The organism is Streptomyces sp. NPDC007162, assembly GCF_040634175.1.
Lineage (GTDB): Bacteria > Actinomycetota > Actinomycetes > Streptomycetales > Streptomycetaceae > Streptomyces.
In genome coordinates, this window is record NZ_JBEYFC010000125.1 from 1 (window position 1) to 20641 (window position 20641).

Annotated in this window: 17 protein-coding genes and 2 pseudogenes; 15 read left to right on the forward strand and 4 right to left on the reverse strand. The window is 70.4% G+C overall.

What is annotated here, in order from left to right; genetic code table 11:
- Window positions 1–82 precede the first annotated feature (82 nt).
- Window positions 83–754 (reverse strand): TrkA family potassium uptake protein, encoded by a 672-nt coding sequence (locus tag ABZ646_RS17310; RefSeq protein WP_360519233.1) that lies wholly within the window; start codon window positions 752–754, stop codon window positions 83–85.
- Window positions 754–1425, reverse strand: a complete 672-nt coding sequence (locus tag ABZ646_RS17315) for a TrkA family potassium uptake protein (protein WP_133028074.1) — start codon at window positions 1423–1425, stop codon at window positions 754–756. Before ABZ646_RS17315 ends, ABZ646_RS17310 begins: the two co-directional genes overlap by 1 nt.
- 363 nt (window positions 1426–1788) lie before the next feature.
- On the opposite strand from ABZ646_RS17315, the gene ABZ646_RS17320 reads away from it, so the two are divergent.
- The 5 genes from ABZ646_RS17320 to ABZ646_RS17340 all read left to right on the forward strand — a co-directional run bounded on the left by ABZ646_RS17320 (window position 1789) and on the right by ABZ646_RS17340 (window position 8771).
- Complete coding sequence (locus ABZ646_RS17320; protein WP_360519236.1) at window positions 1789–3834, forward strand: APC family permease; 2046 nt, start codon at window positions 1789–1791, stop codon at window positions 3832–3834.
- Between the two features lie 92 nt (window positions 3835–3926).
- Window positions 3927–5255 (forward strand): TRAM domain-containing protein, encoded by a 1329-nt coding sequence (locus ABZ646_RS17325; protein ID WP_360519239.1) that lies wholly within the window; start codon window positions 3927–3929, stop codon window positions 5253–5255.
- 612 nt (window positions 5256–5867) lie between these two features.
- The gene (locus ABZ646_RS17330) at window positions 5868–6833 is read left to right on the forward strand and encodes an SDR family NAD(P)-dependent oxidoreductase (protein WP_360519242.1); all 966 of its coding nucleotides are present in this window, start codon (window positions 5868–5870) and stop codon (window positions 6831–6833) included.
- 352 nt (window positions 6834–7185) lie between these two features.
- Entirely contained in the window at window positions 7186–8025 is an 840-nt protein-coding gene (locus tag ABZ646_RS17335; protein ID WP_360519245.1) for a helix-turn-helix transcriptional regulator, read from the forward strand.
- Between the two features lie 257 nt (window positions 8026–8282).
- The gene (locus tag ABZ646_RS17340) at window positions 8283–8771 is read left to right on the forward strand and encodes a hypothetical protein (protein WP_360519248.1); all 489 of its coding nucleotides are present in this window, start codon (window positions 8283–8285) and stop codon (window positions 8769–8771) included.
- A 692-nt stretch (window positions 8772–9463) separates the two neighbouring features.
- On the opposite strand, the pseudogene ABZ646_RS17345 reads toward ABZ646_RS17340, so the two are convergent.
- A pseudogene (locus ABZ646_RS17345) lies at window positions 9464–9613 on the reverse strand (sigma factor); the annotation flags it as partial.
- Between the two features lie 396 nt (window positions 9614–10009).
- Between ABZ646_RS17345 and ABZ646_RS17350 the strand changes: the two are divergent.
- On the forward strand, window positions 10010–11278 hold the full coding sequence (locus ABZ646_RS17350; protein ID WP_360519251.1) for an MFS transporter: 1269 nt from the start codon (window positions 10010–10012) through the stop codon (window positions 11276–11278).
- A 33-nt stretch (window positions 11279–11311) separates the two neighbouring features.
- Here ABZ646_RS17350 and ABZ646_RS17355 read toward each other — a convergent pair whose 3' ends face one another.
- Window positions 11312–12319: a LysR family transcriptional regulator gene (locus tag ABZ646_RS17355; protein ID WP_360519254.1), complete on the reverse strand. Its 1008-nt coding sequence runs from the start codon at window positions 12317–12319 to the stop codon at window positions 11312–11314.
- Between the two features lie 118 nt (window positions 12320–12437).
- On the opposite strand from ABZ646_RS17355, the gene ABZ646_RS17360 reads away from it, so the two are divergent.
- The 9 genes and pseudogenes from ABZ646_RS17360 to ABZ646_RS17400 all read left to right on the forward strand — a co-directional run.
- Window positions 12438–13421: a fumarylacetoacetate hydrolase family protein gene (locus ABZ646_RS17360; protein ID WP_360519257.1), complete on the forward strand. Its 984-nt coding sequence runs from the start codon at window positions 12438–12440 to the stop codon at window positions 13419–13421.
- On the forward strand, window positions 13418–14380 hold the full coding sequence (locus tag ABZ646_RS17365; RefSeq protein ID WP_360519260.1) for a cyclase family protein: 963 nt from the start codon (window positions 13418–13420) through the stop codon (window positions 14378–14380). Before ABZ646_RS17360 ends, ABZ646_RS17365 begins: the two co-directional genes overlap by 4 nt.
- Window positions 14381–14556: 176 nt before the next feature.
- Complete coding sequence (locus tag ABZ646_RS17370) at window positions 14557–15732, forward strand: FAD-dependent oxidoreductase (protein WP_360519263.1); 1176 nt, start codon at window positions 14557–14559, stop codon at window positions 15730–15732.
- Window positions 15729–16739 carry an amidohydrolase family protein gene (locus tag ABZ646_RS17375; protein WP_360519266.1) on the forward strand — a complete coding sequence of 337 codons (1011 nt, stop codon included), beginning with the start codon at window positions 15729–15731 and terminating at the stop codon, window positions 16737–16739. The genes ABZ646_RS17370 and ABZ646_RS17375 overlap by 4 nt, the downstream gene beginning before the upstream one ends.
- Window positions 16740–16749: 10 nt before the next feature.
- Window positions 16750–17688 carry a VOC family protein gene (locus ABZ646_RS17380; RefSeq protein ID WP_360519269.1) on the forward strand — a complete coding sequence of 313 codons (939 nt, stop codon included), beginning with the start codon at window positions 16750–16752 and terminating at the stop codon, window positions 17686–17688.
- Between the two features lie 115 nt (window positions 17689–17803).
- A complete protein-coding gene (locus tag ABZ646_RS17385; protein WP_360519272.1) occupies window positions 17804–18775 on the forward strand; it encodes a fumarylacetoacetate hydrolase family protein in 972 nt (323 codons plus the stop codon).
- The gene (locus ABZ646_RS17390) at window positions 18772–19548 is read left to right on the forward strand and encodes an SDR family oxidoreductase (RefSeq protein WP_360519275.1); all 777 of its coding nucleotides are present in this window, start codon (window positions 18772–18774) and stop codon (window positions 19546–19548) included. Before ABZ646_RS17385 ends, ABZ646_RS17390 begins: the two co-directional genes overlap by 4 nt.
- Window positions 19508–19789 (forward strand): annotated as a pseudogene (locus ABZ646_RS17395) (CoA-transferase); the annotation flags it as partial. The gene ABZ646_RS17390 and the pseudogene ABZ646_RS17395, both read left to right, overlap by 41 nt.
- A gap of 666 nt (window positions 19790–20455) precedes the next feature.
- The coding region (locus ABZ646_RS17400) for a cold-shock protein (RefSeq protein ID WP_360519279.1) at window positions 20456–20641 on the forward strand (186 nt) is incomplete at its 3' end.

Genomic DNA, 20641 nt, shown 5'->3' on the forward strand with positions numbered 1-20641 from the left:
GTCGGCGTGATCGCCGCGACACCACCCGCATACGATGGGCCGACGTCTTTATCCCGCCCTTCCTGCGTGTCTGCCCGCGTCGTCAGCCGTCCTCGCGCCGTACCGACAGCAGGTCCTCCAACTGCTCCTCGCGGGCCTGGGCCGCCACGAAGAGGAGTTCGTCGCCCGCCTCCAGGGAGTCCTCCCGAGAGGGGGTGAGCACCCGGGTACCGCGGATGATCGTGACCAGGGAGGTGTCCTCGGGCCACTCCACGTCACCGACCTGGGTGCCGGCCAGGGCCGACTCCTCGGGGAGGGTGAGCTCGACGAGGTTGGCGTCGCCGTGGCTGAAGCGCAGCAGGCGGACCAGGTCGCCGACGCTCACCGCCTCCTCCACCAGCGCCGACATCAGACGCGGGGTGGAGACGGCGACGTCCACGCCCCAGGACTCGTTGAACAGCCACTCGTTCTTGGGGTTGTTCACCCGGGCGACGACGCGCGGGACGCCGTACTCCGTCTTCGCGAGCAGCGAGACGACCAGGTTCACCTTGTCGTCGCCGGTCGCGGCGATCACGACGTTGCAGCGCTGGAGCGCGGCCTCGTCCAGGGAGGTGATCTCGCAGGCGTCGGCCAGCAGCCACTCCGCCTGGGGGACCCGCTCCACCGAGATGGCGGTCGGGGCCTTGTCGATCAGCAGGATCTCGTGACCGTTCTCCAGCAGCTCGCCCGCGATCGAGCGGCCGACGGCACCGGCCCCGGCAATGGCGACCCTCATCAGTGACCGCCCTCCTCGTCCGGGCCCCCGGCGAAGGCGGCCTCGACCTTGTCGACGTCGTCCGTCCGCATCATCACGTGCACCAGATCGCCCTCCTGCAGCACCGTCTGCGAGGTGGGCAGCATCGCCTCCCCGAGCCGGGTCAGGAACGCGACCCGGACCCCCGTCTCCTCCTGCAACTTGCTGATCTTGTGCCCGACCCACTTCGGGGACGCGTGCACCTCGGCGAGCTGGACCCCGCCGGTGGGATCGCGCCACAACGGCTCCGCGCCCGAGGGCAGCAGCCGGCGCAGCATCTGGTCGGCGGTCCAGCGGACCGTGGCCACGGTCGGGATGCCGAGGCGCTGGTAGACCTCGGCGCGGCGGGGGTCGTAGATCCGGGCGGCGACGTTCTCCACGCCGAACATCTCGCGGGCGACCCGCGCCGAGATGATGTTCGAGTTGTCGCCGCTGGAGACGGCGGCGAAGGCGCCGGCCTCCTCGATGCCCGCCTCGCGAAGGGTGTCCTGGTCGAAGCCGACCCCGGTGACCCGGCGGCCACCGAACCCCGGTCCCAGCCTGCGGAAGGCGGTGGGGTCCTGATCGATCACGGCGACCGTGTGCCCCTGTTGCTCCAGGGTCTGGGCGAGAGCGGAACCCACTCTGCCGCAGCCCATGATGACGATGTGCACGACCGTCCTTCCGGTGTCCAAAAGTTACTGCTCAGCCACATCAGGGTCTCAGACCGATGCCCAAGCTACACACGCACCGTCCCGGCCGGGCACCCTTCGGACACGGTCACCGGCGAGTGATGCTGCGCACGCTCCAGGCGGTGAGGATTCCGAGGCCGACGAGGGCGACCGCGGCGCCGATCAGCTCAGCGGCAGCGGGCATATGACCTCCGAAGTGCGATGACGGGCGGGATCTGCCATCTAGGCACGGATCGGGCGTAGGCTGCGGAATCCGCAGTTCCTCACGTCTCCTTTTTCACCCGTGAGGCAGATCCGGCCCCGCGGCTGGAGACCTGCCAGGCGGAAGGCCTACGATCCTCTCTCGTGTCCAAACTGACCGACGTGCCCAAACGGATCCTGATCGGGCGCGCACTGCGCAGCGACCGGTTGGGCGAAACGCTCCTGCCGAAGCGCATCGCACTCCCCGTCTTCGCTTCCGACCCGCTGTCCTCCGTCGCCTACGCGCCGGGGGAGGTCCTGCTGGTCCTGTCCATCGCGGGCGTGTCGGCCTACCACTTCAGCCCCTGGATCGCCGTCGCGGTCGTCGTGCTGATGTTCACGGTGGTCGCCTCCTACCGGCAGAACGTCCACGCCTACCCGAGCGGCGGCGGTGACTACGAGGTCGCCACCACCAACCTCGGGGCGAAGGCCGGCCTCACGGTGGCCAGTGCCCTGCTCGTCGACTACGTCCTGACCGTCGCCGTCTCCATCGCCTCCGGCATCGAGAACCTGGGCTCCGCGGTCCCCTTCGTCGTCGAGCACAAGGTGTTCTGCGCGGTCACCGTGATCGTGCTGCTCACCCTGATGAACCTGCGCGGCGTGAAGGAGTCAGGCAAGCTCTTCGCGATCCCGACGTACGTGTTCGTCGGCGGCGTCTTCATCATGATCGCGTGGGGTGCCTTCCGGGGCCTGGTCCTCGGGGACACCATGCGCGCCCCGACCGCGGACTACCACATCAAGGCGGAGCACCAGGGCCTCGCGGGCTTCGCCCTGGTCTTCCTCCTGCTGCGCGCGTTCTCCTCCGGCTGTGCCGCGCTCACCGGTGTCGAGGCGATCTCCAACGGCGTCCCGGCCTTCCGCAAGCCGAAGTCGAAGAACGCGGCGACCACGCTGGCCATGATGGGCCTGCTGGCCGTCACGATGTTCTGCGGCATCATCGCGCTCGCCATGACCACCAAGGTCCGCATGGCCGAGAACCCGGCCACCGACCTGATCCGGGACGGTGTCCCGATCGGCTCGGGCTACGTCCAGAACCCGGTGATCTCCCAGGTCGCCGAGGCCGTCTTCGGCAAGGGCAGCTTCCTGTTCGTGCTGCTCGCCGCCGCCACCGCCCTCGTCCTCTTCCTCGCCGCCAACACCGCGTACAACGGCTTCCCGCTGCTCGGCTCGATCCTCGCCCAGGACCGCTACCTGCCGCGCCAGCTGCACACCCGCGGCGACCGGCTCGCCTTCTCCAACGGCATCGTGCTGCTCGCCGGCACCGCCGCGCTGCTGGTGGTCATCTACGGCGCCGACTCGACCCGTCTCATCCAGCTGTACATCGTCGGCGTGTTCGTGTCCTTCACGCTCAGCCAGACCGGCATGGTCCGGCACTGGAACCGCCACCTGGCCACCGAGCAGGACCCGGCCAAGCGCAGCCACATGATGCGCTCCCGCGCGATCAACGCCTTCGGCGCCTTCTTCACCGGCCTGGTGCTGGTCGTCGTCCTGGTCACGAAGTTCACCCACGGCGCCTGGGTGGCGCTGCTCGGCATGTGCATCTTCTACGCCACGATGACCGCGATCCGTAAGCACTACGACCGGGTCGCCGAGGAGATCGTGGCCCCCGAGGAACCCGACGACGACCTGGTCCGTCCGTCCCGGGTGCACTCCGTCGTCCTGATCTCCAAGATCCACCGCCCCACCCTGCGGGCCCTCGCCTACGCCAGGCTGATGCGCTCCGACACCCTGGAGGCGCTCACCGTCAACGTCGACCCGGCGGAGACGAAGGCGCTGCGCGAGGAGTGGGAGCGGCGCGGGATAGACGTGCCGCTCAAGGTCCTCGACTCCCCGTACCGCGAGATCACCCGGCCGATCATCGAGTACGTCAAGGGCCTGCGCGCCCAGTCCCCGCGGGACGCGGTCTCCGTGATCATCCCGGAGTACGTCGTCGGCCACTGGTACGAGCACATCCTGCACAACCAGAGCGCCCTGCGGCTGAAGGGCCGGCTGCTCTTCACGCCCGGCGTGATGGTGACCTCCGTGCCCTACCAGCTGGCGTCCTCCGAGGCGGCGAAGAAGCGGGCCCGCAAGCGGCAGGAGTGGAACGCCCCGGGTGCGGTGCGGCGCGGTCCCGCGGAGCACCGGCCGAAGGAGCACAGCGGGAGCTGACCGGGAGGTCCGGGCGACCGCGTAGACTGGTGGGCTGTCGTCGGTCCATGCCCGGGCCGTTCTCCCTCCCCTCGATCTGGAGTCATCCCGCCATGCAGGCAGAACCGAAGAAGTCGCTGGTGGGGACGGAGTACGAGGTCGAGGTCGGCCCGGTCGCGCACGGCGGGCACTGCATCGCCAGGACCGCGGAGGGCCAGGTGCTGTTCGTCCGGCACGCGCTGCCCGGCGAGCGGGTCGTGGCGAGAGTGACCGAAGGCGAGGAGGGGGCCCGGTTCCTGCGCGCGGACGCGGTCGACATCGTGGACGCGTCCAAGGACCGGGTCGAGGCACCCTGCCCCTACGCGGGACCCGGCCGCTGCGGCGGCTGCGACTGGCAGCACGCCAAGCCGGGCGCCCAGCGCCGTCTCAAGGGCGAGGTGATCGCCGAACAGCTGCGGCGGCTCGCGGGTCTTTCGCCCGAGGACGTCGGCTGGGACGGCACGGTCATGCCCGCCGAGGGCGACAAGCTGCCGGCGGGGGAGGTGCCGCAGTGGCGGACGCGGGTGCAGTACGCCGTCGACGCCGACGGCAACGCGGGACTGCGCCGGCACCGCTCGCACGAGGTGGAGCCCATCGAGCACTGCATGATCGCGGCGGCGGGCGTCAGCGAGCTGGGCATCGAGGAGCGCGACTGGTCCGGCATGGCCTCGGTGGAGGCGATCGCCGCGACCGGCTCCCAGGACCGCATGGTGATCCTGGAACCCCGTCCCGGCGCCCGGCTGCCCCTCGTCGAACTCGACCGGCCGGTTTCGGTCATGCGGGTCGACGAGCACGACGGCGGCATCCACCGCGTCCACGGCCGCGCCTTCGTCCGCGAGCGTGCCGACGGCCGCACCCACCGGGTCGGCAGCGGCGGTTTCTGGCAGGTCCACCCGAAGGCGGCGGACACCCTGGTCACCGCGGTCATGCAGGGCCTGCTCCCACGCAAGGGCGAGATGGCGCTGGACCTGTACTGCGGTGTCGGCCTCTTCGCGGGGGCCCTCGCGGACCGCCTCGGCGAGAAGGGGGCGGTGCTCGGCATCGAGTCCGGCAAGCGGGCGGTCGAGGACGCGCGCCACAACCTCGCGGACTTCCCGCGGGTCCGCGTCGAACAGGGCAAGGTGGAGTCGGTCCTCCCGCGTACCGGCATCACCGAGGTCGACCTCATCGTCCTCGACCCGCCCCGCGCGGGCGCGGGCCGCAGGACGGTGGAACACCTGACGTCCCTGGGCGCCCGCCGCATCGCCTACGTGGCCTGCGACCCGGCGGCCCTGGCCCGCGACCTGGCGTACTTCCGGGACGGGGGGTACCGGGTACGGATGCTGCGGGCGTTCGACCTGTTTCCGATGACGCATCACGTGGAGTGCGTGGCGATCCTTGAACCGGTGGCCAAGGGCTCCTGACCTGCGGCTTTTCCTGTGCGCATGATGTGCGGTGTGGGCGTTACGGGCGATATCCTGACGCTGAAATGACGCTCGTGACGCTCGTTTGACGCTCGTTCCGATGGGGCGTCAGGAGAGTTGAGGGGCTGGTCAGGCCGCCCGGTAGTGGCTGAGGGGTATCCGTTCGATGGAGGTGGGGTCTGATCCCCCGCACCGGCGCGCGAACGTGCTGGAGTGAAGCGCTGACAGCACACCGGGGGGAACCGGCTGATGCACTAGCCCGCGTTGCCGTCCAGCAGCCCTACGACCGCTTTCTCACCGGCGGCCAAACGATGGTCATGGCCGTATGCCGCGCAGCGAGGTCCAGAACCGGGCACGGTGCAGACCGTCGTCCGACCACCACCGGCATCGGGCCGCAGGGAAGACCGCAGGACCGTCCGTGATTGCCCGTTCCTCGGGCCGACCCCGGCTGTTCAGCGGGATTGGGTGATCTGACGTCCTGACGACAGAAAGACGCCGATGGCCTGCAAGGATGCGAGTGATGAGTTCGTATCCGGTGCTGCCGCGCAGGCTCGGGGACGCTGGAGCCGGCCAGGTCCCGCGCGGGTGCTGCGGTCCATCGACCGATCCGTCGTGACCGCACAGACTGTGATCCTGGCGACCGGGGTCTCCTACCGGCGGCTCCCTGCGCCCGGTCTGATGGCGCTGACCGGCAGGGGCGCCTTCCACGGCTCAGCCAGGGACCGCCGATCCATGGACAAGCCGTCCTCTCCCGCCCCTGCGCGGGCGCCCCTACGGTCGAGGTTGCGGGCGCTCACCGGCCCGCCGTACCGAAGGAGCAAGACCCCCATGAAGATCACCGGCAACACGATCCTGATCACCGGCGGAACCTCGGGCATCGGCCTCGGTCTGGCCCTGCGTCTGCACGAGGCCGGCAACAAGGTGATCGTCGCCGGCCGGCGCAAAGAGCTCCTCGACGAGATCACGGCCGAGCACGCGGGCATCGACGCGCTCGTCCTCGATGTGGCGGACCCCGACTCGATCGCCCGGGCCCGTGAGACCGTGGCGGCGAGCCACCCGGGGCTGAACGTCCTGGTCAACAACGCCGGCATCATGCTGCGGGAGAACCTCCTCGACCCGGCCGGACTCCCGGTCGCCGAGGACCACGTCGCGACCAATCTGCTTGGCACGATCCGGATGACGTACGCTTTCCTGCCGCTGCTGGTGGGCAAGGACGACGCGGTCGTCATGAACGTCACCTCGGCGCTGGCGTTCGTCCCGTATCAGAGCACCCCGACCTACAGCGCGACCAAGGCCGCGCTGCACTCCTTCTCCGAGAGCCTCCGCATCCAGCTCGCCGGTGCTGACTCCGGCGTCCAGGTGATCGAGGTGGTCCCGCCGGGCGTGCGCACGACCCTGATGGACCAGCAGGACAACGATCAATCCATGCCGTTGGACGACTTCCTCACCGAGGCTCTCGACCTGCTGCGCGAGAAGCCCGACGCGAAGGAGATTGTCGTCGAGCGCGCCAGGTTCATCCGCGACGCGCACGCCAACGGCTCCTACGACGACGTCCTTGCCATGATCAGCGGCGGCTGACCGACCTGTGGCAGGCGCGGGACAACAGCAGGCGAGCGCCGTCACACGACGAACCTCGTCCTATCGGCCAGGCCGGGCGATGAGGCCCGGGGGCCGTGCAAAGCATCAGGGGTCCTCGACGGAGTCCGTCGCCGCAGTCCGCCTTCCATGCCGACGGCCTGCGGCGCACCGCCGACAGCCAGCGAACCCCAGCGGGTCATGCAGGGGGCGATCATCGGGTCGTCTCGCCGCGCGCGCCCTCGCGTCGGCCAGTCAGCCGTACGAGCGGCTTCGCGCGGGTGGGAGAGGGGTGGCTCAGCCATGGATCGGTGGTCTCTGGTTAGCCGGGCGGGTTGCGGCGAGGATGGGCGGCATGGACAAGAAGGAACTGGCGGAATTCCTGCGCCACCGACGTGAGACGTTGCGGCCCCGCGACGTAGGGCTGCTCGAGGGGCCGCGCCGGCGTACGCAGGGGTTGCGCCGCGAGGAGGTCGCGCAGCTCGCCGGCATGTCGACCGATTACTATGCCCGGCTGGAGCAACAGCGTGCTCCGCAGCCCTCTGTCCAGATCACCGCGGCTCTCGCCCGGGCGCTGCGGCTGACCCTGGACGAACGCGACCATCTCTTCGTCCTCATCGGCCACAACGCCCCGGCCCGCTGCCATCGCTCCGAACATGTCAGCCCAACGCTGATGCGGGTCCTGGACAGCCTCGACGACACCCCGGCCCTGGTGCAGACCGACCTGGTCGACACTCTCGCGATGAACCCCTTGGCCGTGGCGCTGCTCGGCGACCAGACCCGCCACACCGGTCTGGCCGGCAGCGGCTTCTACCGCTGGTTCATGGACCCGGCCGAGCGGCTGTGGGTTCCCGAGGAGAGTCACGAACGCCACGGTCGTGCCCAGGCAGCGCGCCTGCGGGCCGCGCTGACAGCGGGCAGCGACACCCCCCGCGCCGCCCGGATCCTCGCCGAACTCCAGGAACACAGCCCCGAGTTCGTCCGCATGTGGGAACTCCAGGAGGTCGCCCAACGCTACGACGACTGCAAGACCATCCTCCATCCCGAACTCGGCCGTATCGACGTCGACGCCCAGCTTCTGTACACCGAGAACCGCGCCCAGACCCTGGTGGTGCTGACCACCCGCCCCGGCGCCGAGAGCCACAGCAAACTCGAACTGCTCTCCGTCATAGGGCACCAGCAGCTCACCTCTTGACATCCTGGGCCGGGAGACGGGTCGGGGCTCGGCGCAGGAGTGGCCGAGCAAGCAGGTCACGGTCCAGACGCCGAAAGTCGTCGGGACAGGAAGTGCGGCACCGCGCCCGCCCGGCTTCGCACGGCTCTTGCTCCGCGCACTGCGGCCAGACAGAGCGGCTCCTGTGCTGTCCGCGCTCCGTGGTCGGGCCGCCGATTTGACCGGATGCCGCCTCCGTTTTAGTCTCGAATGCATGCGGAGGCTCCATCCGTTTTGATGTGGCCGCAGGATCAGTACGGGCAGGAGGGCGCCTGAGCGCCGGTGAACTGCGGGGGCGCAAGCCCCGCGCGGACGTCCAGCGCAACCGCGCAGCCCTCCTGGAGACCGCGCAGCGTCACTTCGAACTGCTTGCCGCCGCACGGCGGTTGGGCGAACCCGCTGCCGTCGTGGTGAGCGCCACCGGCCTGTCCGCGCGGCTCAAGGAGGAGCTGGCGCGCCACGGAGCCACCAGAATCTACGCCGTGGAGTCGGCCGACGCCGACGACTACGTCGTCACCCCGACAGTGGGCGCCCTTGAGCTCGCCGCCCGCGAAGCCTCCCCGGCAGCAGTCCTCGTCCCCGCCACCGTCGAGGGCAACGAAGTAGCCGCGCGCCTCGCCGTCCGCCTCGACGCCGGACTGCTCGTCGACGCCGTGGAGCTCGTACACCGTGACCTCCCGAGCCACCCACGGCACGCCGGTCATCTCCCTACGGCCGGGCGCCTTTGAGCCCGAGGAGCAGATGACCCAGGCCGTCGAACAGCCCCTCGAATCCCGACGCCACGGTTCTGCACGCCTGGTCCCAGTGGAGCCGCCTGCGCCGCGCGGCCGCCGATCCCGACTGGTCGACCGGCGGCGCGGCCATCGACCCCGAAAAAACCCTGGCCCTGTGCCGCCGTGCGGCCCAACTGCCGCCTTACGACCCGATCCCCTGGGTGATCAGACCCGGACTGCTCCGCCTTCACGGGCGACCGCGTGAGGCCATCCTCCCTGTCTGGGAGGAGATCCGTAAGCGCGACGCCTGGAACCGGGAAGCCTGCCTTCAAGTGCTGGGCTATCCGTCCCCGGAGTTGTCGGGTCTGGAAGCAGCCCGGTACTGGACCCAGCCCCAGGCGACGCGCGTCCTGGACCGTGCCCTACGCGACCTGCTGTCGCCGGACTTCCCGGGGACCGCGGCCGCCCTCGCCGACCTCAACCTCCTTGCCTGTGCGCTCGTCAAGGCCGACCGTGCAGACCTAGCGGCACCGGTGTTCCTCAAGATCGACGAGATCGTCACTCCCTGGCCATGGGGCATGGATGGCGAACAGCGGCGAACCCCCCTGCTGTCGTCGGCCGCTGGATCCAGCTACGGCCTCGGTGGTCGAAACGGAGCAGCACCCGAAGCGGGGGCACCCCACGGCGCAGCCGCACCGTGTCTGCGACGCCGAGCGGAGCCGGTCGAGGCAGGGATTGGTGACGACCTTGGTCAGCCACGCTTCCGGGACCTCAAACCCTTCGCGGTCTGCGGCCTGCCAGCGCAGGAACGTGTCCTGCACGGCGTCCTCGGGGTCGGCGGCCGAGCCGAGCAGACGACCTGCCCCTGCTCGGTGGCGGTACGCCCGGCAGTGGGCCGCTGGCCGTCGGCGCGCTGATGGTGATGCATGCGGTGGTCGCGGTCGTCGCCGTCGCCGCCTGTCGGCGGTGTCCCGGAGGCCGGGACGACCGAGCTCCGGGACACCGCTGCGGCAGGAAGGGTCGGGCACGTCTTCCGTCTGCGTGAGGTTGGCCATCCCATCCACAGCGTGGATAACCCGGATACGGGATTCGGATCGCGCAGGGGATGGCACCGGCGCTTTGGCGCCCCCATAGTCGTCGCTACCGCACGCCGCTGTCCGGATGGCGCCGGCGTGCGGGCTTCCCCAGCATGCCGTGCGCCGTCGGCGCCCGTGAGGCATGCCCACTCCCTTACACCGCCCCGTGGAGTCGCCATGCCCGGTTCCGTGCCCCCGCCGCCTCACGCGGCGGTCGATGCCACCACTCCGTCAGCCGTCGCCGTCTCGGGCCCGGCCCATCTGCTGCGGGTGACCCTTCTGATGGCGGGCAGCTGTCTGCCGATCCTGGGGGCGGTGCTGATCGCCCCGGTCCTGCCGAAGATGCAGGACCACTTCGCGTCGGTCCCGGAGGCCAAGGCGCTGGTGCCCCTCGCGCTGACCGTCCCGGCGCTGGCGCTGGCGCTGCTGGCCCCGTTCGCCGGGGTGATCGTGGATCGGGTGGGCCGCAAGCGCCTGCTGGTCGTGGCGACCGTCCTGTACGCGCTGTTCGGCACGGCACCGCTGTGGCTGGACTCGCTGGGCGGCATCATCGCCAGCCGCGCCCTGGTCGGAGTCGCCGAGGCCGCGATCATGACCTGTTGCACGACTCTGATCGGCGACTACTACAGCGGTCACCGGAGGGTGAAGTACCTCGCCCTGCAGACCATGTGCGCCTCCGCGTCGGCCACCGTCTTCTTCGTGCTCGGCGGCGCCGCCGGATCGGCGGGCTGGCGCGTGCCCTTCTGGGTCTACGCCGTGAGCCTGGCGCTCGCCCCGCTGATGGCGACCGCCCTGCCCAACCCGGCGGCCCGTGCGGACGGCGAGGAGACTCCGGCCGAGACGGAGGCCGGCCGCTCGTTCCCCTGGCGGCAGTTGGGCGGCATCTGTGCCCTCACCTTCTTCGGGGCGATGGTCTTCTACACCGTCCCGGTGGAGATGTCGTACCTGCTCGACGACCTCGGGGTGGAGAACACCGGCGTGATCGGACTGGCCACCGCGGTCGCCAGTGCCGCGACCGTGGGCGGAGCGGTCACCTTCGCCCGGCTCAAGCGTTCTCCCGCCCCGATGCTGCCCGCAGTCTTCGCGGTCTGCGCGGTCGGCTTCGGGGTGATGTTCCTCGCGGGCAATGCCCCGCTGCTGGTCATCGGGGCGGTCGTCAACTGTGTGGGCACCGGCATGCTGCTGCCAGCCCTTCTCACCAGTGCCATGTCCCGCCTGGCCTTCGAGGACCGCGGCCGCGGGACGGGGCTGTGGACGGCGGCCTTCTTCGGTGGTGAGTTCATCTGCCCGCTGGTGCTGCTCGCCGGGGAGTCCGCGGCCGGCAGTCTCGCCGGTGCGGTGGGCGTGCTGGGGCTGGCCGCCGCCCTCGTCGCGGCGGGGCTGTGGGCGGCCCGCCGCCGGGTGGGCGCCGCCGATCCCCGGCCGTTGCCGGAGCAGCTGGCCTGAGGGCGTACGGGAAGACCGCTGAGAGCGCGTCGATCACGGGCTGCCGCCGGGCCCGGTCAGAGCCGGCCCGGCGGCAACCCCCGCGCTCTGGTCGTCGGGCACGGCCTTCCCGGGGCCCTTGCCGTGGCTGTAGCCGTTGCCCGCCAGCGTCGCGCCCACATCCGCGGCCTTCTGCCGCAGCCAGATGTGGCCCGCGTCCTGAGCGTGCACCGGGTGCCACCACATCGCCTCCCGCACCGGTACCGCCTCGAAGGGGCAGGGCAGGACGCGCACCGCGGCCGATCGGACGGCCTTGCGCGCCAGGCGCTCCTGGATCATCGCGATCCGGCGGGTGCCCTCGACCATGAGGGGCAGCAGCTGGAAGGTCTGCACGGACACCTCCACCTGGGGACTGATCCCTATCATGCTGAGCTGGCGGGCGGCCGGGGCGTCGTAGGGACGCTGGTAGACGGCCCAGGGCAGACGCCCCAGCTGGTCCAGGGAGAGTTCGTCGCCGATCTCGGGGTGATCGTCGGCGACCAGGAACAGCCAGCGGTCCTGGTGGAGGTCGACGGCGGGCAAGCCGTCGATGACGCCGTGCGGCATCAGCAGTCCGTCGACGGTGCTCAGCACCGCGGCGGTGTTCTCCACGACGGACGGTGCCGGGTGCTGGAAGGTGAGCCGGATGCCGGGCGCCTCCTCGTGCAGGGTGCGGGCGAGTGCGGCACCGAACACGGCCGCCCCGTAGTCGGAGGCGAGCAGGGTGAACTCACGTGACTCCGCCGCCGGGTCGAAGTCGGCCTGGCTGGAGAAGACCCGCTCCAGCAGGTCGCACGCGGTGGCGCTGCGGTCGCGCAGGGCGGCGCCGAGCGGAGTCAGCTCGTAGGCGTTGCCGGTGCGTGCGAGCAATTCGTCGTCGAAATGGCGGCGCAGCCGGGACAGCGCGGCGCTCATGGCCGGCTGGCTGAGGCCGATGCGCTCGCCGGCCCGGGTGACATTGCGCTCCTCCAGCAGCGCGCGAAGGGCGAGGACCAGATTGAGGTCGAGTCGGGACAGGTTCACCGGCAACCACCTAGCGACGAGAGTCATCCATGACGTGGATTCGACACATCCACAGGATTGATTTCTGTGATTGGCCGATCGGGGTCAGAGTAGACCCAACCCCGCAGGAGGAAATCTGATGGCAATGCTCGCGCAATCAGCCGGCCCGTTCGCGCTCGGCACGTTCTCCGCTCAGGACGGGGAGTCGTTTCCCGGCCTCCTGGCCGATGACCGGGTACTCGATCTGCGCAGCGCCGTGGACTGGGCGCCGTCGGATCTGCGCGCAGTCCTGGAACGGTGGGAGGAGACCCTCCCCGTCCTGCGCACCCTGGCGGACGACGACTCCCTCGGCCGGCTGCCACTGGAGGGCCTGCGGGTGCACGCCCCCATCGAGCCGCGGCAGATCTTTCAGTCCGGCGCCAACTACCGGCAGCACGTGATCGATCTGGAGGTCGCCCACCGTTCTCCCGACGACCCCCGCACCGTCGAGGAGGCACGAGCGGAGATCGCCGCGGTCATGGACCGCCGGGCCGCCGAGGACCTGCCCTACGTGTTCATCGGCCTGCCCAGCGCGATCACGGGCCCCTACGACGACGTGGTCCTGCCCGCCTGGGCCGAAAAGCCGGACTGGGAGCTGGAGTTGGCGGCCGTCGTCGCCAAGCCCGCCTACCGGGTGACGGTCGAGGAGGCCCTGGAGTACGTCGCCGGGTACACCATCGCCAACGACCTCACCGACCGCGCCACCGTGTTCCGCCGGGACATGAAGGCCATCGGCACCGACTGGCTGCGCTGCAAGAACGCTCCCGGTTTCACGCCGCTCGGCCCGTGGCTCGTACCTGCGGAGTCGATCGCGGACACCGGTGACCTGCGGATCACGCTCAAGCTGAACGGCGAGACCATGCAGGACGAGTCCACCAAGGACATGCTTTTCGGAGTCGCCCGGTTGGTGTCGTACGCCTCGCAGACGGCTCAACTCCTGCCCGGTGACCTGGTGTTGACCGGAAGCCCGGCCGGCAACGGCATCCACTGGGGACGCCTGCTGCGCGACGGCGACGTCATGGAGGGTTCCATCACCGGTCTGGGTGTGCAGCGCACCCGCTGTGTCGCGGAGGGAACGGCATGAGCCTGGACCGCCGCGACCCGGAGGGCGCGATAGCCGAGGCCGCCAAGGCGTACTCCAACTGGGGGCGTTGGGGTGAGGACGACGTGCTCGGCACACTGAACTTCCTCGACGAGGCCAAGCGGCGCGAGGGCGCGGCGCTCGTGCGCCGCGGCGTGAGCTTCTCACTGTCGCAGCGGTTCGACATGAACGGCCCGCAGAAGGGCTGGCGCCGGCGGACCAACCCGGTGCACACCATGCTCGACACGGGGACCGACGCGGCACTGGGCAACCAGGGTTTCCCGCACGGCATCGGCGGCGCGGACGACGTGATCGCGATGCCGCTGCAGTGCTCCACCCAGTGGGACGGCCTCGGGCACATCTTCGACCACGGCAAGGCGTGGAACGGACGGGCCGCCGAGCAGGTGGTCACCTCCGACGGAGACCTTGTCACCGGCATCGAGCACATGGCGCCGTACGTCGCGGGACGCGGCGTGCTGCTGGACGTGGGCCTGGTCGTCGGCACGGACGGCGAACTGCCCGACGGGTTCGCCATCACCGAGGAGCACCTCGAGCAGACCGCCGAGGCCCATGGGGTGACCGTCGGCCCCGGCGACATCGTCCTCGTCCGTACCGGACGTCTCGCCCGCGCCCGCCGCGACGGCTGGGGCGACTACGCGGGCGGCCCCGCGCCCGGCCTGTCGTTCACCACCGCCGGCTGGCTGCACGGCACCGAGATCGCCGCCATCGCCACCGACACCTGGGGTTTCGAGGTCCGCCCCAACGAGTTCGAGGGCGCCTTCCAGCCGCTGCACCAGGTCGTCATCCCCAACATGGGCCTGCTGATCGGCGAGATGTGGGACCTCGACCCACTCGCCGCCGACTGCGCCGACGACGGCGTGTACGAGTTCTGGCTCACCGCCGCTCCGCTCCCCATCACCGGAGCCGTCGGCTCCCCGGTCAACCCGATCGCCGTCAAGTAACCCGCACCACTGCCGGATGCGCCGTTCCCCGGACAGCAGCGGCGCATCCGGCCCCCCACCGCTCCACCCGCTTCGCCGGGTGACCCGTCCCCACCTCTGGCCCGCACTCGCGGCGGGCGAGCCGCAGCCCCCGCCGCCCGAAGTCGCGCGGCCCAACCCCGGGAGGAATCCCCGACATGGCTGACAGCCGCACTCTCTCCCAGCCTCCGGCCGGGGGCACACCCACCGTCCTGGTCATCGGCGGGGGCGCCTCAGGCAACGCCGTCACCATCCTGCTGCGCCGCGCCGGCATCGCCGTCGACCTGATCGAGGCCAAGCCGGACTGGAACGCCACCACCGGCTCCGGCATCACCCTCCAGGGCAACGCCCTGCGGGTCCTGCGCGAACTGGGCGTGTGGGAACGGGTGAAAGCCTCCGGATACGCCTTCGGCTCGCTGGGCGTGACCACCCCCGACGGCACCGTCCTGTTCGTCGCCGAGGACATCCAGACCGGCGGCGAGGACCTGCCCGCCACCCTCGGCATGCAGCGCCCCCAGTTGCAGCAGATCCTCATCGACACGGTCCGCGCCTCCGGCGCCGGCGTTCGCCTTGGCATCACCGCCGAAGCGCTGGAGCAGGACGCCGACGGCGTGTCGGTGCGCTTCAGCGACGGCAGCGAGGGCCGCTACGACCTGGTGATCGGCGCCGACGGAGTCAACTCCGCCACCCGCGCCGCGATCGGCATCACGGACAAACCCGAGCCGACCGGTATGGCCATCTGGCGCATCGCCGCCCCGCGGCCCGAGAGGGTGACGCGCACCGACCTCGCCTACGGCGGCCCCGCCTACATCGCCGGCTACTGTCCCACCAGCGAGAACACCATCTACGCGTACGTCGTCGAAGGGTGCCGCGACCGCGCCTCCATCGACCCGGCCACCTACGCCGACGAGATGCGCCGCCTGGCGCAGAGCTACGGCGGGGTCTGGCCGGAGATCACCGAGCACATCACCGACCCGAAGAAGGTCAACTACACCTGGTTCGACCGCCTGCTGGTCGAGGACTCCTGGCACCGGGGCCGGGTCGTGCTCATCGGCGACGCCGCCCACTGCTGCCCGCCCACCATGGCCCAGGGCGCGGCCATGTCGCTGGAGGACGCCCTCGTCCTCGCGGAGCTGCTCAGCGGGGCCGTGGCCGACGGCCGGGACTGCGACGACGAGCTGCTCCAGGCCTACCACGACCGCCGCATGCCCCGGGTGCGCACCGTCGTCGAGGCGTCCCTGCAGATCGGCCAGTGGCAGCTGGACGGTGTGCGCGACGCCGACATGGCCGGGCTGGTCGGCCGCACCATGAACCTCCTCAAGGAGCGCCCGTGACCACCACCGCATCCTCCGCGCCGACCATCGACGTCCACGCCCACCTCCTGCTCCCGCAGGTCGAGGCGGCCGTCGCCGGTCATCCCGGTCTCGCCGAGGCCCGCGCCCTCGACGCGCGCCGCAACGGCCCGGCGGCCCTGGCAGTGAACGGTCCGATGGTCGGCGCGCGCGTGCCGAAGCTGACGGACGCCGCGGTGCGCCTGACGGCCATGGACGCGCAGGGCGTGGACATCCAGCTGGTCAGCCCCTCGCCGTCCCACTACCACTACTGGGCCGAGCCCCGACTGGCCGAGAAGGTCTGCCGACTGGCCAACGAGGGCACCGCCGCACACTGTGCGAAGGCTCCCGACCGCCTGCACGGCCTGGGCCTGGTCCCGCTCCAGCATTCCGACCTCGTGGTCGGCCTGCTCGACCACGCCCTGGAGCAGGGGCTGAGGGGCGTGGAGATCTCCTCGCACGCGCCTGGCCACGAACTGTCGGACCCGGCGTACGAAGCCTTCTGGTCCCGTGCGGAGGAGACAGGCGCCCTGGTCTTCCTGCACCCGTTCGGCTGCTCCCTCGACGAGCGCCTGGACCAGTGGTACCTGTCCAACACCGTCGGCCAGCCCACCGAGAACGCGGTCGCCCTCTCCCACCTGATCTTCTCCGGTGTCCTGGACCGGCACCCGGGCCTGAAGCTGATAGCCGCGCACGGCGGCGGCTACCTGCCCACCCACATCGGCCGCTCCGACCACGCCTGGCGGGCCCGTCCCGACGCCCGGGACTGTGAGCGGGAACCGAGCAGCTATCTGAAGCAGCTGTACTTCGACTCCCTGGTCCACGACCCTCAGGTGCTACGGGAGCTGCTGCGAGCGGTCGGCCCGGAACGGCTCCTGCTCGGCTCCGACTTCCCCTTCGACATGGGCACCGACGACCCGCTCGGCGCGCTGCGCGCCGCGGACCTGCCCGACACCGACTTCCACTCCGTCCGCGGCGGAAACGCCGCCGCTCTGCTCGACCTCGTCTGAGGAGCCCCCCATGAACAACCGCCTGCTCACCCACCTCCGCCACGTCGACCTCGCCGTGCCGGACTACGACAAGCAACTCGACTTCTACGCCGGAGTCTGGGGCCTGACCAAGGTCGCCGAGGACTCCGGCATCTCCTTCCTGGCCGCCGAGGGCAGCCCGGAGCAGTACGTCGTCCGGCTGCGCAAGGCCGAGGAGAAGCGTCTCGACCTCGTGTCCTACGGTGCCGCGAGCCCGGCCGACGTGGACACGCTCGCCGAGCGACTCCTCGCCGGGGACGTGCCGTTGATCTCCCAGCCGGGCAAGGTGGAAACACCCGGCGGCGGTTATGGCTTCCGCTTCTTCGACGTCGACGGGCGCACCATCGAGGTCCTGGCCGACGTCGAGGTGCGGCAGCACCGCAAGATCGAGGAGAGGGAGTCGATCCCGGTCAAGCTGTCGCACGTCGTGCTCAACTCGCCGAATCTGGACAAGACCAAGGCGTGGTACGAGGAGCACCTCGGCTTCCGGCTGTCCGACACGCTCGGCCATCCGCACATCGGCGACGTCATGCACTTCATGCGGATCAGCAACCAGCACCACTCCATGGCCATCGCCAAGGGCCCGCACACCTCGCTGCACCACATCTCCTTCGAGATGCGCGGCATCGACGAGTACATGCGCGGCTCCGGCCGTGTCATCCGTTCCGGCGCCCGCAAGATCTGGGGGCCGGGCCGGCACGTGGCGGGTGACAACACCTTCACCTACTTCCTCGACCCGCACGGCAACACGGTGGAGTACACGACGGAGTTGGAGCTGCTGGACGAGGACACCTGGCACCCGCACGTCTACGACTTCTCCAAGCCCGAGGTCACCGACCAGTGGGGTACCGCCAACCCCATGAACGAACTGGTCACCAAGGAGTCCTTCAACGACGTCGACCGCGGCGTCTTCGTCGCTCCGCCGGTCTGATCGGCGGAGCCTTCAGTCCCCGGGGGTGCGGTTGCCCTGTCAACTGCCCTGACTCCCATGCCGCATCCCCGGCCTTCGTGCCACCCCTCACGCCGACTGCCGACAGGAAACCGCCATGCGCTTCGCCGCGTACGAGTACCGCAACCGACGCCACGTGGCCGTCGTCTCAGAGGACGGCACGCTCCACCCCCTGCCCGGCGTCAGCTCACTGACCGGCCTGCTCGCCGAGGGCGGCGGCCTGCCCGAACTGCTCGACGCGGGCTCCGCGACCCTCGACGTCCCGGACGGCCCCCACGTCTCCGACGTACGACTGCTGGCGCCGCTCCAGCCGCCCACCGTACGGGACTTCGTCACCTTCGAAGAACACGTCGAGGGCGTACGGCGGTCCGTGGACGGGGCTGCCGGGGTACCGGAGCGGTGGTACGCGGCCCCTACGTTCTACTTCGGCAACCCCTACGCGATGTACGGGCCGCACGACGAGATCCCCATGCCGCCGGGGTCGAGCGTGCTCGACTTCGAGCTGGAGGTCGCCGCCGTGATCGGAAAGGAGGGCCGCGACCTCACGCCCGAGCAGGCCCGCGACCACATCGTCGGCTACACCGTCTTCAACGACTGGTCGGCACGTGACCTGCAGTCCGCCGAGATGAAGGTCGGCCTCGGCCCCTGCAAGGGCAAGGACACCGCCACCACGCTGGGTCCTTACCTGGTCACCGCCGACGAGCTGGGGAAGTACCGCGACGCGGACGGCTTCCTGCGCCTGGCGCTCACCGCCGAGATCAACGGCGAGGTCGTGGGCAAGGATCTGCTGTCCAACATGAGCTGGACCTTCGAGGAGATGGCCGCCTACGCCTCACGCGGCACCGTCGTCCGCCCCGGCGACGTCCTCGGTTCCGGGACCTGCGGAAACGGCGGCTGCCTCGCCGAGCTGTGGGGCGTGCGGGGTGAGCAGTCCCCGCCTCCCCTGAAGCCCGGCGACACGGTCACCCTCACCGTCGAGGGCATCGGCTCCGTCTCCAACACCGTGGTGGCCGGCCCGGACCCCATGACCGTTCCCGTCGCCCGACGCCGCCCCCGGGAGCGTCCGTGACCGACCTCCACCCCTGGGGGCACCTCCCGGCCGAAGGCCGGGGGAGGCTGCTCGGCAAGGTCGTCGTGGTCACCGGCGCCGCCCGCGGCCAGGGAGCCGCCGAGGCCGAGGCGCTGACCCGCGAGGGCGCCCGCGTCATCGCCACCGACGTCTCGGAGTCCCCCGGCTGCCGCCGTCTCGACGTCACGAACGAGAAGGACTGGGCGGAACTCGCCGCCGACCTGCGTGAGGCGTACGGGCAGGTGCACGGCCTGGTCAACAACGCGGGCGTCACCTGGCGGGCCCGGATCGACGACGTACGCCCCGAGGACATGGCCCGGGTCCATGCGGTCAACGTCACCGGCCCGCTGCTGGGCATCCAGCACCTTGCCCCGCTGATGCCACCCGGCTCCTCGATCGTGAACGTCGGCTCGTCCGCGGCGCTCACCGGCCACTACCCGGTCGCCTACACGGCCAGCAAGTGGGCGCTGCGCGGCCTGTCGCGGACCGCCGCCATGGAACTGGGGGCCGTCGGCATCCGCGTGAACATCGTCCACCCCGGCTTCATCGAAACGGACATGACCGCCTCCGCGGCGCCAGGCTTCCGAGAGGCGAACGTCCGCGAGACACCGCTCGGCCGGACCGGAACCGTCGACGAGATCACCCCGCTCGTCGTCTTCCTCCTCTCCGACGAGGCGTCCTTCATCACGGGGGCCGAGATACCGGTCGACGGTGGACTCACCGCGCACGGCGGTGCCAAGTCGATCTCCGACGCCCTGCGCACGGACGCCTGAACCGGCGACCACGCAGGACAGGGTCCGCGCGAGCGCCGCCGAGGCGGTCGTCGACATCCCCGACGGCGCGTCGCCGGCCGTCGGCGGCTTCGGCCTCAGCGGCATCCCCGGCGTGCTCATCCGGGCACTCCACGCCCAGGGCACCACCGGCCTGGAGGTCGTGTCGAACAACTGCGGTGTGGACGGGCGCGGACCGGGAGTCCTGCTGGCCGACGGCCGGATCGCCCGTGTCACGGGCAGTTAGGTGGGCGAAATTCCCGGGAGGCCTCCGCGGGATGACGGGATGACGGGGTGCGGATGCGTCGGGGCGGTCTGTCGTACCGTCGCAGCCGGATGGCGAGGAACTGACGGCCCGGGTCGAGGAACAACATCGGCAGATCAACGATGTCGTCGCCCAGCTGCACCACCTGCCTCAGGACGCGTTTCCGCTGGTGAAGGTCGTCCAGAGGCACGGTCTGGTCCTTGATGGTCTCTGTATGGCCGCTGCCGCGCGTGCGCCGGAGACGTGTCGCTTGCCGGCGCCACCCTGATCTCCGCGCCCGCCCGCACCACCCCTCGGGGGAGCGGCCCTTACGCTGGGTGCGCCCCCAATGCTTCCCGAAACGTTACGCTCCGGCTGGGTCAATATCTGTGCCCGCGAGCTGAGATTCCGACGGAACGGGCAGACAGATTCTCTCCTGCATTAAGTGGAGTGGGATTCTTCACCGTACACCGGCCGCTGCGGCGTGCTACTGTCGATGTCAGTTGCAGTTGTGGTTCCCAAAACTTCGAGTGCTCTCCGGTCGGCGCCTGTGCCACGGGAAGCGCTTTTGTTATCCGGTTTCTTTTTCCGGGCGGGGTGATCATCGCGGCGACACCGGGTCCGCACAGGGCGGATCCCGATGCACTGCCCCGAAGGAGAAATGACATGGCTGCTGGTACCGTGAAGTGGTTCAACGCGGAAAAGGGCTTCGGCTTCATCGAGCAGGACGGCGGCGGCGCTGATGTGTTCGCCCACTACTCGAACATTGCCGCCCAGGGCTTCCGCGAGCTGCTGGAGGGCCAGAAGGTGACCTTCGACATCGCGCAGGGCCAGAAGGGCCCGACGGCCGAG

Excerpts from the sequence above, each read along its gene's own strand:
- ABZ646_RS17365 (WP_360519260.1), top strand. The coding sequence starts at position 13,418 with ATGAGCCTGGACCGCCGCGACCCGGAGGGCGCGATAGCCGAGGCCGCC.
- ABZ646_RS17360 (WP_360519257.1), top strand. The coding sequence starts at position 12,438 with ATGGCAATGCTCGCGCAATCAGCCGGCCCGTTCGCGCTCGGCACGTTC.
- ABZ646_RS17370 (WP_360519263.1), top strand. The coding sequence starts at position 14,557 with ATGGCTGACAGCCGCACTCTCTCCCAGCCTCCGGCCGGGGGCACACCC.
- ABZ646_RS17335 (WP_360519245.1), top strand. The coding sequence starts at position 7,186 with ATGGACAAGAAGGAACTGGCGGAATTCCTGCGCCACCGACGTGAGACG.
- ABZ646_RS17385 (WP_360519272.1), top strand. The coding sequence starts at position 17,804 with ATGCGCTTCGCCGCGTACGAGTACCGCAACCGACGCCACGTGGCCGTC.
- ABZ646_RS17380 (WP_360519269.1), top strand. The coding sequence starts at position 16,750 with ATGAACAACCGCCTGCTCACCCACCTCCGCCACGTCGACCTCGCCGTG.
- ABZ646_RS17325 (WP_360519239.1), top strand. The coding sequence starts at position 3,927 with ATGCAGGCAGAACCGAAGAAGTCGCTGGTGGGGACGGAGTACGAGGTC.
- ABZ646_RS17350 (WP_360519251.1), top strand. The coding sequence starts at position 10,010 with ATGCCCGGTTCCGTGCCCCCGCCGCCTCACGCGGCGGTCGATGCCACC.
- ABZ646_RS17310 (WP_360519233.1), bottom strand. The coding sequence starts at position 754 with ATGAGGGTCGCCATTGCCGGGGCCGGTGCCGTCGGCCGCTCGATCGCG.